The sequence below is a fragment of the Bradyrhizobium jicamae genome, from assembly GCF_018130215.1.
Classification (GTDB): Bacteria; Pseudomonadota; Alphaproteobacteria; order Rhizobiales; family Xanthobacteraceae; genus Bradyrhizobium; species Bradyrhizobium jicamae_A.
The window spans coordinates 111,839-126,622 of sequence record NZ_JAFCKQ010000006.1 but is presented as its reverse complement, the minus strand read 5'-3'; the positions used below and the strand labels follow the sequence as shown (position 1 = coordinate 126,622).

The window sequence follows — 14,784 nt, the reverse complement described above, 5'->3', positions numbered from 1 at the left end:
CTTGGCTAAACCGCTTTCGAAACCAGACCTTGTGCTGCGTCGCGCGCCCGCGCTTCCACCGAGCGCTGCTCGGGCGGTCCCCAGCCACCCCCGCCGGAGGAGCGGATCTCCAGGCAATCGCCGGGGCGAAGCTCGATGCCGACCTCCTTCGTCTTCAGCACGCGGGGCTCGCGGCCTTCCGACAGCAACCGATAGTGATGTGGCGCGCCGTCCCTGCCGCCGAGCATGCCGCAGGGGCCGTGGCGCGCGCCGTCGCCGGCGGTGTTGCCTTTCGCTGGCTTCGCCGTCTCCAGCACCATGTCGAGCGCGACGCCGAGGCCGCCGCGATGCTGGCCGTCGCCGCCGGAATCCGGCCGGAATTCGTGCTGGCGAAAATGCAGGGGAAAGCGCACCTCGGCGACCTCGATGCTGCCGAACTTGAGCCCGCCGACCGAGTGCCATTCGCCGATCGAGGAGTAGCCGTCACCGCCCGGCGACGCGCCGCCGCCGGGCCGTGCCTGAAACATGTGCCAGATGAAGTTGCGGCTGTTGCGCGGGTCCTCGCCCTGGATCGCGATGCGGAAGCGGCGGCCCCATCCACCCATCACGCGGTCCGGACATGACGCGGACATCGCCTTGATGATCGCCTCGACGATCTCGTTGGAAGGGTGGCTGGTGCAGAGGGTCACCGGGCGCCCCGGATCGGCCCAGACGATGGTGCCCTGCTTCGCCACGACCTTCAGCGGCCGCAGCGCGCCGGTGTTCTTCGGGATGTCCGCATCGATCAGATACGCAAAGGCCATCGCGACGGCGGCCTGCATGTTGGCATGCGATGAGTTCACAAAACTGGTCGATTGCGGATCGGAGCCGGTGAGATCGACCTCGATGTCGCTGCCCGTCTTCGTCACCTTGGCCGATATCCTGATATCGGTGCGGCCGTGGCCGTCGTCATCGAGCAGGGCCTCGCCGTGGAACACGCCGTCCTTCCAGGTCGAAACCACCACACGGGTCTGCTGCTCGGTGGCATCGAGAATGGCCTCGATCGCGGCCTCGACGGTCTCGGTCCCGAACTCGCTGAACAGCTTTGCCACGCGGCGCTCGCCGAGATGGGCGGCGCCGAGCATCGCTGCAAGGTCGCCGCGAAATTCCCTGGGATTTCGGATGTTCAGCGCCAGGAGGTCGAGCAGATCCTCGCGCGGCTTGCCGGCTTCATAGAGCTTGATCGGCGGGATACGGATGCCTTCCTGATAGATCTCCGTGGCGGCGGGATTGTAGGCGCCGTGGGTGGCGCCGCCGATGTCGCTCTGATGTGCGCGCACGATGGTCCAGAGCAGCCGTTTGTCCCCGTCGAAAACAGGCACGAAGGCGGTAAGATCGGGCAGATGGCTGCCGCCCTGATAGGGATCGTTGAGCAGGATGACGTCGCCGGGCGCGACATCCTTGAAGCGCTGCTCGACCGCCAGCGTCGCCCAGGGCAGCGCGCCGACATGCACCGGGATGTGGTCGGCCTGCGCGATCAGCCGCCCGCTTGTGTCGCAGATGCCGAGCGAGAAATCGCGGCTGGAATTGAGGATCTGCGAATAGGAGGTGCGAAGCATGGCTTCGCCCATTTCCCTCACGATCGATGACAGGCGGTGCTGGACGACGGAGCGGGTGATCGGATCGATCTTGACGGACATTTTTGCCTTGTTGGCGCCTGGACCGCGCAAAGGGGACAGAGGGACCCGGCCGATCGGAACCGGAATTACTCCTTATAGCCAGAGGTTTGCCGATCGCAAAACGCAGGCCCAGGCCTGAGCCCGCAATTTCATCGATCAGCAAGTCGTGATCACTGATAATTTTCACTCCTCGACGGAATAGAACCCACGCCACCGCGTCCCACCCCATGCAAGCCGGCCCATGCCGGACCGTTCGGGCTCCCCGACACCACACAGGGTGAATGTCATGATACTGCGATCCTTCAGACCCGGTCTCGGTGCCGCCCTGCTCGGCATGCGCGTGCTGCTCGCCTTTGCGGCCTCCTCGACCGTGCTTGCGCAAGAAGCGCATCAGCCGGCGCAGACGGCCGAAGAGAGCGCCTTCCTCGCCGAAAACGACGCCGCGATGACCAAGATGATGAACGACATGGCGGCAAGGCCGAGCGGCGATGTCGATCGTGACTTCGTCGCGATGATGACGCCGCATCACCAGGGCGCGATCGACATGGCCGTGATCGAGCTTCGCTACGGCAAGAACGAGCAGCTGCGTCGCATCGCGCAGGAGATCATCGTCGACCAGCAGCAGGAGATCGACGCCATGAAACTCGCGATCGGCGAGCCGGTCACGGCATCTGCTCCCGCCCCGACGCAGCCCGCTCCCGCAGCTACGACCGCTCGCGACCACATGAACATGTCCCATGAAATGAAGAAGTAGGAATCCGAAGCAATGAACCGCCAATTCCTGAAGACTCTGCTGGCCACATCAGTGGTTGTGATGTCGAGCTCCGCGTTCGCCGGCCAGGCGCCCGGTGCAGCGTCCGCGCCTGATATTCCGATCAGCCATCACGATCGTGTCTATGCCGCCGAGCAGTTCTCCAACACGGTCTCCGTCACCGATCCCGTCGACAACAAGCTGCTCGGCGTGATCCGGCTGGGCGATCCGCAACCCGGCAATTTCAGCCCGCTCTACAAGGGGCAGGTGCTGGTCCACGGCATGGGCTATTCGCCCGACCACCGCACGATCGCCATCGTCTCGATCGGTTCGAATTCAGTGACCTTCATCGATACTGCGACCAACGCGGTGAAGCACACCACCTATGTCGGCCGCTCGCCGCATGAGGCGTTCTTCACACCCGATGGCAAGGAGCTCTGGGTCACCGTTCGCGGCGAGAACTATATCTCCGTCATCGATGCGCAAAGCTTCAAGGAAACGATGCGTATCGAGGTGCCTGCCGGGCCCGGCATGCAGATCTTCTCTCCCGACGGAAAATACGGCTACATCTGCTCGTCGTTCAATCCGGAGACCGACGTGGTCGACGTCGCCGACCATCGGATCGTTGCGAAGGTGAAGCAGGAAAGCCCCTTCTGCCCGAACATCGCGGCGACGCCCGATGGCGAGCAGGTGTGGTTCACGCTGAAGGATGTCGGCAGGACGCAGGTGTTCAACGCCAAGCCGCCGTTCACCCTGATCAAGACCATCGACACCGGCCCGATCACCAACCACGTCAATTTCGCCGTCACGGCCAAGGGGACCTTCGCTTACATCACCATCGGCGGTACCAGCGAGGTCAAGGTGTACCGGACCGACGACTTCTCGGAGGTCGCCACCATTCCGGTCGGCAACCTTCCGCATGGCGTCTGGCCGTCCGGCGACGGCACGCGGATCTATGTCGGGCTGGAAAATGCCGACGCGCTCGCCGCGATCGATACCGCGACCAACAAGGTGATCGCCAACATCCCGATCGGCCAGGCACCGCAAGCGATTGCCTACGTGCCGGGTGCCGCTCCCAACCCGGACGACCGGGCGAACCTGCAAAGCCTCGGCGTCGCCGGTCAGGTCGCCCATCTCGCGCTGGCACCGAAAAACCCGGCGAAGGGCGAGAAGCCGCCGACCAGCGTATCGCTGTTCGATCAAGGGCTGATCCAGGTCCTGCAGGCGTCCGTGACCGGTCTCGAGCCGAAGCAGCGATATGTGCTTGCGCTGGCGGACCACGCCGACGGCCACGGTGCGGTCGAGCCGCTTGCAGCCTTCATGACCAACCCCGCCGGTTCGGCCATCGTCGAAGCGACTGGCCCGATCCGGCAAATCGTGCAAGGCTCAGGCAAGGCCGAGCGGCGCTATCTCGTCGTCACTGCCGGCGAACCGTCGAAGCTTGGCGCGGTCATGCAGGTGCAGACGCCATGAACGACATGCTGCACCAGATCGAACCGGTGATTCCAGCGCTGCGCCGTTATGCGCGCTCGCTGGTCCGCAACTACGCGGCCGCCGACGATCTGGTGCAGGACTGCCTGGAGCGCGCGGTCCGTCACTGGGAGCAGCGTCACGACGACGGCAATCCACGACCATGGCTGTTCGCGATCCTGCACAACCTCGCCGTCAGCCAGTTTCGCCGTACCGCCACGCGCGGCCAGCACGTCACGATCGACGAGGTGCCCGACCACGAGATCGGGCAGAACGCGGCGCAGGAACAGAAACTGATGTGTCAGGAGGTGATCGGGAAGCTCGCCAGGCTCCCGGATGAGCAACGCGCCGTGCTGCTGCTGATTGCCGTCGAGGACCTGAGTTATGCAGAGGCCGCCCGAGTGCTCAACATCCCGATCGGCACAGTCATGTCGCGTCTGTCCCGGGCGCGCGAGAGACTGCAGCAGGAGCTCGAAAGCTCCTCGGCCAAACCGTCAGGAAACGTAGTGCAGTTGCGGAAGAATTCATGAGCAATCGCCCCATCACTGAAGACGATCTGCACGCCTATGTCGACCGGGCGCTCGAGCCCGAACGCGAAGCCGAGGTCGTCGCCTATCTGGAAAAACATTCCGACGTGGCCAAACGTATCGCTGCGTTTTCCGACCAGCGCGACCTGTTGCGGTCGGCGCTGTTGCCAATCGCCGAGGAGCCGCTGCCACCGCAGCTCAATCTTGCCAGGATCATTGAGAGCCAGCGCCGCCCTCGCCCGCCAGCATTTCGCTGGGCGATCGCGGCGATGCTGCTGCTCTCGATCGGCGGCCTCAGCGGATGGGTGATCCGTGGCGCGACACAGGTCTCGACGAGCGGGCTTACCGCGCTTGCCCAGGAAGCAAGCGAATCCTACCGGGTGTACGCCTCCGATCACATCCGGCCGGTCGAGTTGCGCGACAGCACCGAACTCGTGCAGTGGGTCTCCAGCCAGTTGCGTCAGCCGGTCAAGCTTCCGGACCTGTCAAAGTCAGGATACCGTCTCATGGGCGGACGGGTGGTGCCGACGGCGCACGGTCCGGCGGCCATGTTCATGTATGACGACGACCATGGCGAGCGACTCGTTGTGCTGACGCGCCCGATGACATCGGACCAGAACGCACCGATGGCGCCGCTTGCGGGCGGCGACGTCGGCGGCTTCTCCTGGGCCGACGGCGGCATGGGCTACAGCCTCGTCGGGCATGGCGCAGCGGAATCCCTGAGACCGCTCGCCAACGAGGTCCGCAAGCAGGCGCGGTCGATCTAGAGCATTTTCGGTTCTGATTGAATCAGAACCGAAGCCCTAGATTCTTGTTTTGACGCGTTTTCTTCACGCGAACCGGTATCCACTTCGCTCGAAAACGCTCTAGGCGCGCGTATAGATTAGGAACAGCGCCGTCCCGATCACCAGCGCGCCGGCCATGAACAACAACACTGCGGGCAAGCCGAACAGTGCCGCGACGCCGGCGGTGGTCGACTGCATAAGGGCTGCGCCGAGGAAGAAGGCAAGGTTGACCGCCGACAGCGCCTTGCCGGTGTTCTGGGCGTCGACGAGCTGCCGGGTCATGCCGAAGAGCAGCGGCTGTGCCGAGGTGACGAAGCCGATCAGGATCAGCAGCACCAGATCATATTGCGACGGCATCACCGCGACACCGACGAGTTTCGAGACCGGAAAATGCGGCGCGCCCGCCGCCATCAGCGCAAGCAGGAGCGCGGCAAGCGCATGCGCGGCCGCGACCACGGTGCGGCGATGCCCGAACCTGCGGTCGAACGCGCCGATGCAGATCGGCCCCACGATCATCGCCAGCGTGAACAGGCCGAGCACATTGCCGGCCTCGATGCGGCTCAGCGCCTTCACGTCCATCAGCCATGGCCCGCCCCAGAGGCCACGCAGCGCCAGCGAGGCGCCGAGCGAGACCAGCGACAGCGCGATCAGGCCGCGCAGCCCGCGCGACAGGCCGAGCCGCAGCACCTCGACCATCTGGTGCAGCGGCGAGGAATCGTCGGCATGTGCCGCCGGCTGCCGCGGCACCAGCAAGAACACCGCGATCAGCACCGCGATGCCGAAGCCGGCCGATAACCAGAAGCCGGCACGCCAGCCGAACTGATCGACCACGAAGGCCAGCGGGCTCGACGACAGCAGCATGCCGATATTGCCGATCGAGAGGATCATGCCGGACCACAGGCCGAACTTCGCCGCCGACATCTGCTTGGCCGCGAGCGTCATCGGGCACATCAGCATGCCCGAGGTGGCGACTCCGAGCAGAAATTGTCCGAGCACGAAGGTCGCAGGCCCGATCGCGAGCGCCGAGACCAGCGTTCCGATCACGGTTCCGGCGAGCAGGCTCAGCGACACCGGACGCACGCCGAAGCGGTCCATCGCGGCGCCGACCGGCACCTGTGAGGCGGCAAAGGAGAAGTGGTAGATCGAGGTGAGGCTCGCGAGCGCCTGAGGCGAGGTGCCGAAATCATGCGCCATCAGATCGAGGCTGATCGCCGGGATGGTCCGCAGCAGGGTCGACAGCATATGGCCGCAGGCCATTGCCAGAAGCGCAAGAACCAGTGCGCGGAAACCGATGCCTGCCTCTTCAGTCGCCACCACGCCGTCCACGAATCGCCTCTTTCCCGAGCGCTTTTCGGACGGCGTAACATTATTGGGGAGTTAGTGCCAACCAGTTACGCCCACTGCCCGTTCTTCAAGGGGAAAGGGGCGGGCGAGGGGCAGCTTCCGCGAGTTACGGGCATGGTGAGACCTACCCCCCTCACCCGGATCGCATCTTGCGATGTGATCCGAGTTCCCCCCGCAAGCGGGGCGAGACCACTTTACTGTTTGTGAAACACCAACGTGCGGAGCTCAATGCTTTCCCGCGGGGCAGCATCCGCGGGCGTGGTCGGATCGACGAAGGCGGTGTGCGGCCCGAAGCGGGTGCGGCCGTCGGTCGCTGAGTCGTAGCATTTCAGCAGGATCGCCTCGTCCGGCGTCATCTCCGGAATATAGAACCAGCGGTGGTTCGGGTTGTACTTCACCGAATAGGTCTCGCCGCTGCGGTTCGGATAGATCAGGTCGGAGGCAATCAGGTCCTCTGATGCCACTGTGGTTCCGTCGGCCATCGCAAGCGGTGAATCGCGCAGCGGACCGCGGATCGGGCGCCACAGATTGATCACTTGGACGCGGCCCTTCACAAGCTCCTCGGCCTCGTCGGGCAGATGCTCGAACACGCGGTTGCGGCCGGAGACGTCGGTCTGGTCGACATGGACACGAGTGGCAGGCTGACGCGGCCCGGCACCTCTGACATCGGCGGCACCGTCGACGCGCTTGCGCACGGTGTGATCGAAGATGACGACACGGTCGGCCTTCAGCGTTGCTTTCAGGAAGGCTTCGACGGCCGGGTAGTACACGCTGCGCAGTTCCTTGTCGTCGTAGAAGTCCTTCATCACGGTCGGATGCCTGACCAGCGCAAAGCCCTCGCGATCGAGCGAGAAGTGGTCCGCGATCAGGCGGCCGTCGAAGATCGGAACGTTGTGCGGCTCAGGCAGCGCGGTTGATTTCGGTTCGCCGGGCGGCGGATCGAAGGCATAGGTCCGGGGCTTGCCCGGCGTCGGCGCGAGATAGTTGAGTTCAGCGGTAACGAACGGCAGCGACTCGATACGAGTTTGTTGAAGGCCCACGGTGATCTCCCGGACTCGATTGTTCGTTGTTTTGATCTTGGCGGCGCGGGAAGAGCCGGCAAGGGCTTGGCGAAAATAGCAACGTTGTGGTTCCCGCAGGCACTAGTTGGGGAAAATCCTTGCCGGGTGGGGATCGCGCAACGAACGAATATCTTCGGGATCACGGTTTCGTTAGCGGCTGCCTCGAACAATCCAACCGCGAGCCTGCTTCCCCCCCCCCCGCAAGCGGGAGAGGGAGCGAACGCCTATGCGGTGACCTACTCAGCTTACAGCCCGACGCGCAGGACCGTCTGCACGGCTGCGATATCGATACCGGCTAGCGCCAGCGCCGGTGCGACGACGAGACGGATCACTCCGCGGCAATGCCCCGCTGCTCGTCGCGTGCAGCGATCAGGTTGCGCGTCAGCGGAATCAGCGCGCGGCCATAGTCGATGGCGTCGACCAGCGGATCGAAGCCGCGGATCAGGAAGTGGCTGACACCGAGATCGTAATAGTCGCCGAACACCTCGGCGACCTGCTCGGGCGTCCCGACCAGCGCGGTGGTGTTGCTGTTTGCGCCGGTGAGCTTGGCGACCTCGGTCCACAGCCGCTTGTCGATGCGTGCGCCCTGGTCGGCAAGGGCCAGCAGCCGCTTGGCACCGTCGGTCGCGTGATTGGGCCGGCGGTAACCGGTCTGGTCCTGCAGCGCGGTGGCGCGCTCCAGGATCGCATCGGCCTTCTTCCACGCCTTCTCCTCGGTTTCGGCGAGGATCGGACGAACCGAGAGGCTGAAACGCGGCGTCGGCCGGCCGCATCTGGCGGCGGCCGCACGCACGCGCGTGGTGACATCGCGCACCTGCGCATAGGATTCGCCCCACAGCGCGAAGGTGTCGGCGTGCTTGCCCGCGACCTCGATCGCGGCATCCGAGCCGCCGCCGACGAATGTGTAGATCCCACCCTTCTGCAGCGGCTTCACCTGGGAGAAGCCGTTCTCGACATTGTAGTACTTGCCGCTGTAGTTGAACGGCTTCTCGCTGGTCCATTCCAGCTTCACCACATCGAGGAATTCGTTGGTGCGGGCGTAGCGCTCATCCTTGTCGTCGAGCGTGTTGCCGTCCTGGCGCAGCTCGATGGCATTGCCGCCGGTGATGACGTGGAGCGAGACGCGCCCGCCATAGAACTGGTCGAGCGTCGCAAGCTGGCGCGCCAGAAGCGTCGGCGCGGTGAAACCCGGGCGCTGCGCGATCATCACCTTCAGCGTCTTGGTGATGGTCAGCACATGCTGGGCGACCTGCAGCGCATCGGGCGTGGTGGAGTGGAACGCCAGCAGCGCGCGGTCAAAGCCAGCAAGCTCATGCGCCTTGGCAACCGTCTCGATGTAAGGCGGATCGAGCACCGGGCCTGACCTGACGATGGTCTCGGAGGCATTGTTGTTGGTGATGAAGCCGATGAACTCGACCGGCATGATGAGAACTCCGATTTTCGTTGGCTGTTGTTTTCAGACGCCCAGCGCGAGACGTCCGGCGGAGATACGGGTGGCATCGTCCTGGGGGGTGTGAACCCGGCCGCACAGCACATCGCGATAGTGCCGTTCCAGCGGATTGGTTCGCGACAGACCGTGATTGCTGGCCAGCGACAAGGCATCCTCCACCGCTTTGACGGCATTGTTTGTCACCGTCAGCTTGATGATGTTAGACTCGATCGCGGTCAGCTGGAAGCCGTCGTCGAAATCGGACGCGAAGCTGTCGATCAGCCGGGCATTGACGGCGAGCCGCGCCTCAATGTGGCCGACCACCTCCTGGACACGCGGCAATGTCGCCAGCGGCGCGCCGAGGTTGGCTGGTACCCGCTGCTTCAGGAATGTAACCAGCCAGTCGCGCGCCGCGCGGGCGATGCCGTCATAGATCGCGGCGACAAAGATCGCATGCACGGTTCCCTGGGTGAAATCCGGAACCTTCCAGTCGTCCGGCTTGCGAACATCGATCTCGTAGTCCAGCGGAAACACCACGTCCTCAAACACCACGGTATGGCTGCCGCTGGCACGCAGGCCGAGATGATCCCAGGTCTCGATGATCGCAGTGCCCGGCAGCCCGGCCGGGACCAGAAACAACCCGACGCGGGTCTCGGCCTCATCCGTCCTGGCCCAGACCGCGTACCATTTCAGGATCGGCGCGCCGGTCGAATAGATCTTGCGGCCGGTGAGCCGCCAGCCGGTTTCGGTTCGCCGCGCGATCGTGGCAGGCAGGCCGCCGCGCGCGGGCGAGCCGAGCTCGGGCTCGACGCGGAGCGCGTTGACCAGCGCCACGCCCTCGACCGTCTCCCTTGCGAGCTTGCGCGCCAGACGCCCGGGCCAGCGCGCACTTCGCGCCATCACCAGATGCTGGATGTAATGCATCGACAGCACCAGCGCGGTCGACGGGTCGGCCTTGCCGATGATGCCGAGCACCCGCGCGGCATCGCGCGCCCCCGTCCCCAACCCGCCGAGCGCCGCCGGCACGGTCAGCGCCAGCAGGCCTTCGCGCGACAGGTCGGCGAAATTCTCGAACGGGAAGCTGGCGTCGCGGTCGTGCGCGGGCGCACGCGCGACAAACACATCGGCGAGCTGCAAGGCGCGCGCGATATAAGCAGGCTCGCTCACCTGCGGCCGCTCCTTGATTGCCGTCGTCACCATGTCGCCTCCAGTCCGAGCAGGCCGAGGATCTGCTTGCGGAGCTCCGCAAGATAGGGATCGCCACGGTGCCGCGGATAGGGCCGTGCGACAGCAATGTCGGCCTTGATCCTGGCCGGGCGGTCGGAGAGCACAATGACGCGATTGGCGAGCACCAGCGCCTCCTCGACGTCGTGGGTGACGAGCAGCGTGCTGAAGCCCTTGCGCTGCCATAGGGCTGTCAGCTCCGACTGCATCGCGATCCGGGTCAGCGAGTCGAGTTTGCCGAGCGGCTCGTCGAGCACCAGGATCTTCGGATCGTTCACCAGCGCTCGCGCCAGCGCCACGCGTTGCGCCATGCCGCCGGAGAGTTGATGCGGATAGGCGTTGCGGAACGACGTCAGCCCGACCAGATCGATCACCGCATCGACCCGATGCCGCTGCGTCTTGAGAATGCCCTGAGCCTCCAGCCCGAGCGCAACATTGTCCCATACCGTGCGCCACGGAAACAGCGTCGGATCCTGGAACACGACGACGCGCGACGGATGCGGACCCGTGATGCGGATCTCATCCTCGCGCAACGTACCGCCGCGCGGCTTCTCCAGCCCGGCGACAAGCCGCAGCAAGGTCGACTTGCCGCAGCCGGATGGACCGAGCAGCGCGACGAACTCGCCCGGCGCGATCGCGAGATTCACATTGTCGAGCACCGGAAGCGTGGCGCCGTCGATGTCGAAGGCATGGCTGACGCCCTCGATATCGAGCTCGGCGCCGACGGCAGGATAGACGATCGCCTCGGTCGTTGCCTGCGTTACCATTTGACGACGCCCTTCTGCCAGACCAGGAGACGGTCGCGGGTGCGGAACAGCAGCGTAATCGCGCCCGAGCAGAGCAGCGACATCACGATCAGCGCGGCATACATGTTGGCATAGGCCGCCCAGCCCTGCGCCCATTGCAGATACCAGCCGAGCCCCGCCTTGACGCCGATCATCTCTGCAACGACGAGCACGGCAAAGGATGAGCCGAGCCCCATGAACAGGCCGACGAACACATGCGGCAACGCCGCCGGAATCGCGACCTTCAGAACCAGGAACGAGGGTTTTGCCCCCAGCGTGCGCGCGACGTCGTAATAGGCGCTGCTCACGCTTGCAACGCCCGACCAGGTCAGAACCGTCACCGGAAAGCCGGTGGCGAGCGCGATCAGGAAAGTCGATGCGCTCCAGCTCGACGGGAAGGTGAAGAAGGCGATCGGCAGCCAGGCGGTCGCCGGCAGCGGTCCGATGAAGCGCAGCACCGGGTGCACCCAGTAACCTACCTTCTGCGACCAGCCGATCGAAACGCCGGTCAGGAAGCCGACGGCGGCCCCGATCAGGTAGCCGCCGAGCTGTAGCTTGATCGATGCGAACACGCTGTCGAGCAGCTTCGGCAAATCGTCGGTGTAGACCTCGAGGATCGCCTGCGGCGGCGGGAAGAACGGCAGCGGCAGCCAGGCGAACTTTGCGGTCGCGACTTCCCACAACGTGAAGAGCGCTCCGAGCGCGACGAGCCAGGGCGCACGCTTGCGCAGACCTTCGCCCGCGCCGCCGAGATAGTCGGCGCCGAAGGTGCCGAACAGCACGCAGGCGGCGATGACGATGGCTCCGATACCGAGCGAGTCCGTCCGCGACCAATCACCGACATCGGGCCAAGCGAGGCATGACAGCCCGAAGGCAAGCCAGGCGAGGCTTGCCGCGAGGCCGACGCCATAGCTGCCCGAGGGATTTGCGAACGCCACCGCGGCGCGTGGCGCGGCCGCCGTCGAGTCAGACACTGAATACGTCGACATAGATCCGCTCCGCGAATTTCGTTGTATCGGTACTCTGCTTGAACACCGCGACCGTCTTGAGGTCGTCGGCATAGGCCTTCAGCTCGCGCTTGAGCACCTCGCCGGTGGGGTGATGGTGATGAGTGTGGTAGCGCGCCATCGCCTCGAGGTCGGCGAGGCTTGCCGCCTTCGGCGCGTAGGGCTGGAACGATTTCGCGGCCTTTTCCGGGTTCTGCGAGGTGAACATCGCCGCATCGAGCAGCGCCTGCGTGATGGCGCGCGCGACCTGCGGCTCCTCCCGCACCAGGCTGCCGCGCAGGCCCACGATGCAGCAGCTCTTGTCGCGATATTCGCCATCGAGGTTGGAGGCGACCTCCTTGTACTTGACATCCTTGAGCCAGAGATAGGCCAGCGGATCCGACGACAGGAAGGCCTGCACCTCGCCCTTCTCGACTGCGACGTTGAGCAGATTGCCCGGATAGGCGCGCCAGTCGACATCCCTGACTGGATCGATGCCCAGCTTGGAAAGCTGGATCGAGAAGAAGTTCTTGTCGGGTCCGGCGAGGTCGCCGACCGCAACGATCTTGCCCTTGAGGTCGGCGAGCTTGTCGACGCCGGACCATTCGCGGGTCAGCACCCGCATGCAGCCGCCATGGGTGCCGGCCGCGATCTTGACGTCAAAGCCCTGCTCCAGCGGCTTCAGCCAGCGCAGCGCCATTCCGAGCCCGGCGTCGCTCTTGCCGGTGGCGATCGCCTCCAGCAATTGGTCAGTCGAACCGGAGTAGTTGACCAACTCGACGTCGAGGTTCTGCCTGTGGAAGAAGCCGTAGTCGATTGCGACCGGCAGCGGCGCGAGGCAGACCGCGCCTGCATTCCACGACAGTTTCAGCTTGCGCGGAGCGCCCGTCAGCGGCGGCGCATCGGATGCCGTCTTGCAGATCGGGAATTCCGAGAGGTCGATTGCGGGCGCAATCATGGGCGGTGCGAAGGCCTGCGCGCCAAACGCTCCGATGGGCGCCACGAACGCCGCGGCGGCGCCTGCGCGCAGCAAGGTGCGGCGATTCATCGCCGTCTTCTTGTCGTCCGTCGACATTATCACTCCTGCATTTCTGCAAGGCTCCGCCGCTCACGCAACCGTCATCGCTTGCGCATCGAACGTTCGAAGCCCTTGGTCTGGGAAAAGCGGATTTCTCCGGCGCTATTGCCCTCAAAGCAACGCGCAAATGATGCGGTGCGAGTGCGTCGTCGTCAATGAAATGGAATTTCGAATGTTGTCGGCGGGACAGCTGATCTCTCCACGATCGCATCATGCAACGACGAAAGGATTTTTGCCGCTGTTTCCGTCTGGAGGCCTGACGCCGAGTTGTCGATTGCATCAACTTTGAGCGTTTCGACATGGTCTGCACGACGTTTTCTACGAACGCACCGCTTGACGAGATCATCCTTGCAGTACGGCCCGTGAATTCAGTTTTCCGTTTCGTTGACCGCCGACGTCTTGCCCATAGACTTGGTCAAACACCGACGTGCTTCCGACGATCGGCGAATGAAAGAGAAAGAAAATCGGCATGCGCAAACTGACCCGCTCGGGCACTCCCCGTTCCCTCACCCGCCGCACCGCGGCTGCGTTGATCGCGGCGGCGATCACGCTATCGATGTCGGCCGCCGCCCTCGCCGCTGATGCGGTCGTGCTGAAAGTCGGCGACCAGAAGGGCGGCAACCGCTCGCTGCTGGAGATTTCAGGTCTCGCGAAAGACTTGCCCTACAAGATCGAATGGTCGGAATTCCCGGCAGCCGCCCCGATCCTCGAAGCGCTGAACGCCGGCGCGCTCGACGTCGGCTATACTGGCGATCTCGCCTTCCTCTCGGTCTATGCCGCCGGCGCGCCGATCAAGGCGATCGGCGGCACCCGCGCCGACGCAAAAACGCAGGCGATCCTGGTGCGTGCGGATTCGCCGATCAAGACCGCGGCCGATCTCAGGGGCAAGCGGCTTTCCGGCACCCGCGGCGGCTGGGGCCAGTTCCTGATCGATGCCACGCTGGAGAAGGCCGGCAACGGGATCGAGGACGCGACCTTCGCGCCGCTCGGCCCGGTCGATGCCAAGATCGCGCTGCTTGCCGGATCGATCGATGCCTGGGCGGTGTGGGAGCCCTACGTCTCCTACGCAACGCTCAAGGACAACGCGCGTGTCGTCGCCAACGGCGAGGGCCTGACGCCGACCGTCACCTTCATCGTCGCCTCCGACAACGCGATCGCGAGCAAGCGCGCCGCCGTGCAGGATCTGGTGCAGCGGTTGAACAAGGCGCGGCTGTGGTCGCTCGACCATCTCGCCGACTACGCCAGAAGCACGGCCGAGCTGACAAGGCTGCCCGAAGACGTGCTGCTCGCCGCCTATACCGCACAGAAGACCAGCCCGATTGCGATCGACGAGGCCGTGGTGAAGGAGGTGCAGGCAGCGTCCGACCGGGCCACGCGTTACGGCATCCTGTCGAAGACGCTCGACGTGAGCAAGGCGGTCGATCGCAGTTTTACGGCGAGCGCGAGTTTGAACTGACCGCTCGGTCTTCGCCTCCCCTTGCAAAAAGAAAGGTTGCGCGGACCGCGCAAGCCGGGTGGGGATCCTGTCTCCGCGGACACTGCCGTTGCAGCATGACCCCCACCCCCGCCCCCTTCAGGGAGAGCCAAAGAGCCCTGCCGGCCGCACGCACGCATAGGAGATCCGATGTCCGGCCCGCTCCACCTCTTACTGATCGTCGCAGCACACCTGCTCTGCATGACCTTGTTGGTCGTTCTGGCGGTTTGATA

Annotated in this window: 13 protein-coding genes; 5 read left to right on the top strand and 8 right to left on the bottom strand. The window is 64.7% G+C overall.

Translation table 11 applies throughout. From position 1 onward, the window contains the following. Positions 1-5 precede the first annotated feature (5 nt). Entirely contained in the window at positions 6-1,658 is a 1,653-nt protein-coding gene (locus JQ586_RS10505) for a hydantoinase B/oxoprolinase family protein (protein ID WP_212394458.1), read from the bottom strand. Positions 1,659-1,923: 265 nt separating this feature from the next. Here JQ586_RS10505 and JQ586_RS10500 point away from each other — a divergent pair, with 265 nt between their 5' ends. From JQ586_RS10500 to JQ586_RS10485, 4 genes are read left to right on the top strand one after another with little or no spacing between them, the layout of a single operon-like run. Continuing rightward, the gene (locus tag JQ586_RS10500; RefSeq protein WP_212394457.1) at positions 1,924-2,391 is read left to right on the top strand and encodes a DUF305 domain-containing protein; all 468 of its coding nucleotides are present in this window, start codon (positions 1,924-1,926) and stop codon (positions 2,389-2,391) included. Positions 2,392-2,403: 12 nt separating this feature from the next. Beyond that, positions 2,404-3,861 (top strand): YncE family protein, encoded by a 1,458-nt coding sequence (locus JQ586_RS10495; RefSeq protein ID WP_212394456.1) that lies wholly within the window; start codon positions 2,404-2,406, stop codon positions 3,859-3,861. Beyond that, entirely contained in the window at positions 3,858-4,388 is a 531-nt protein-coding gene (locus JQ586_RS10490; protein ID WP_212394455.1) for an RNA polymerase sigma factor, read from the top strand. Before JQ586_RS10495 ends, JQ586_RS10490 begins: the two co-directional genes overlap by 4 nt. Then, the gene (locus JQ586_RS10485; RefSeq protein ID WP_212394454.1) at positions 4,385-5,152 is read left to right on the top strand and encodes an anti-sigma factor; all 768 of its coding nucleotides are present in this window, start codon (positions 4,385-4,387) and stop codon (positions 5,150-5,152) included. Before JQ586_RS10490 ends, JQ586_RS10485 begins: the two co-directional genes overlap by 4 nt. Positions 5,153-5,251: 99 nt before the next feature. Here the strand turns inward: JQ586_RS10485 and JQ586_RS10480 are convergent, their stop codons facing one another. The 7 genes from JQ586_RS10480 to JQ586_RS10450 all read right to left on the bottom strand — a co-directional run bounded on the left by JQ586_RS10480 (position 5,252) and on the right by JQ586_RS10450 (position 13,074). Beyond that, the gene (locus JQ586_RS10480) at positions 5,252-6,427 is read right to left on the bottom strand and encodes an MFS transporter (protein ID WP_212394559.1); all 1,176 of its coding nucleotides are present in this window, start codon (positions 6,425-6,427) and stop codon (positions 5,252-5,254) included. 281 nt (positions 6,428-6,708) lie between these two features. Beyond that, the gene (locus JQ586_RS10475; protein WP_212394453.1) at positions 6,709-7,554 is read right to left on the bottom strand and encodes a CmcJ/NvfI family oxidoreductase; all 846 of its coding nucleotides are present in this window, start codon (positions 7,552-7,554) and stop codon (positions 6,709-6,711) included. Between the two features lie 349 nt (positions 7,555-7,903). Then, complete coding sequence (locus JQ586_RS10470) at positions 7,904-8,998, bottom strand: LLM class flavin-dependent oxidoreductase (protein ID WP_212394452.1); 1,095 nt, start codon at positions 8,996-8,998, stop codon at positions 7,904-7,906. A 33-nt stretch (positions 8,999-9,031) separates the two neighbouring features. Beyond that, on the bottom strand, positions 9,032-10,204 hold the full coding sequence (locus JQ586_RS10465) for an acyl-CoA dehydrogenase family protein (protein ID WP_212394451.1): 1,173 nt from the start codon (positions 10,202-10,204) through the stop codon (positions 9,032-9,034). Further along, positions 10,198-10,995, bottom strand: a complete 798-nt coding sequence (locus tag JQ586_RS10460; RefSeq protein ID WP_212394450.1) for an ABC transporter ATP-binding protein — start codon at positions 10,993-10,995, stop codon at positions 10,198-10,200. Before JQ586_RS10460 ends, JQ586_RS10465 begins: the two co-directional genes overlap by 7 nt. Then, on the bottom strand, positions 10,989-12,002 hold the full coding sequence (locus JQ586_RS10455) for an ABC transporter permease (RefSeq protein ID WP_212394449.1): 1,014 nt from the start codon (positions 12,000-12,002) through the stop codon (positions 10,989-10,991). The genes JQ586_RS10460 and JQ586_RS10455 overlap by 7 nt, the downstream gene beginning before the upstream one ends. Further along, positions 11,980-13,074, bottom strand: a complete 1,095-nt coding sequence (locus tag JQ586_RS10450; protein WP_212394448.1) for an ABC transporter substrate-binding protein — start codon at positions 13,072-13,074, stop codon at positions 11,980-11,982. The genes JQ586_RS10455 and JQ586_RS10450 overlap by 23 nt, the downstream gene beginning before the upstream one ends. Before the next feature lie 472 nt (positions 13,075-13,546). Here JQ586_RS10450 and JQ586_RS10445 point away from each other — a divergent pair, with 472 nt between their 5' ends. Next, on the top strand, positions 13,547-14,533 hold the full coding sequence (locus tag JQ586_RS10445) for an ABC transporter substrate-binding protein (protein ID WP_212394447.1): 987 nt from the start codon (positions 13,547-13,549) through the stop codon (positions 14,531-14,533). Positions 14,534-14,784: the final 251 nt, after the last annotated feature.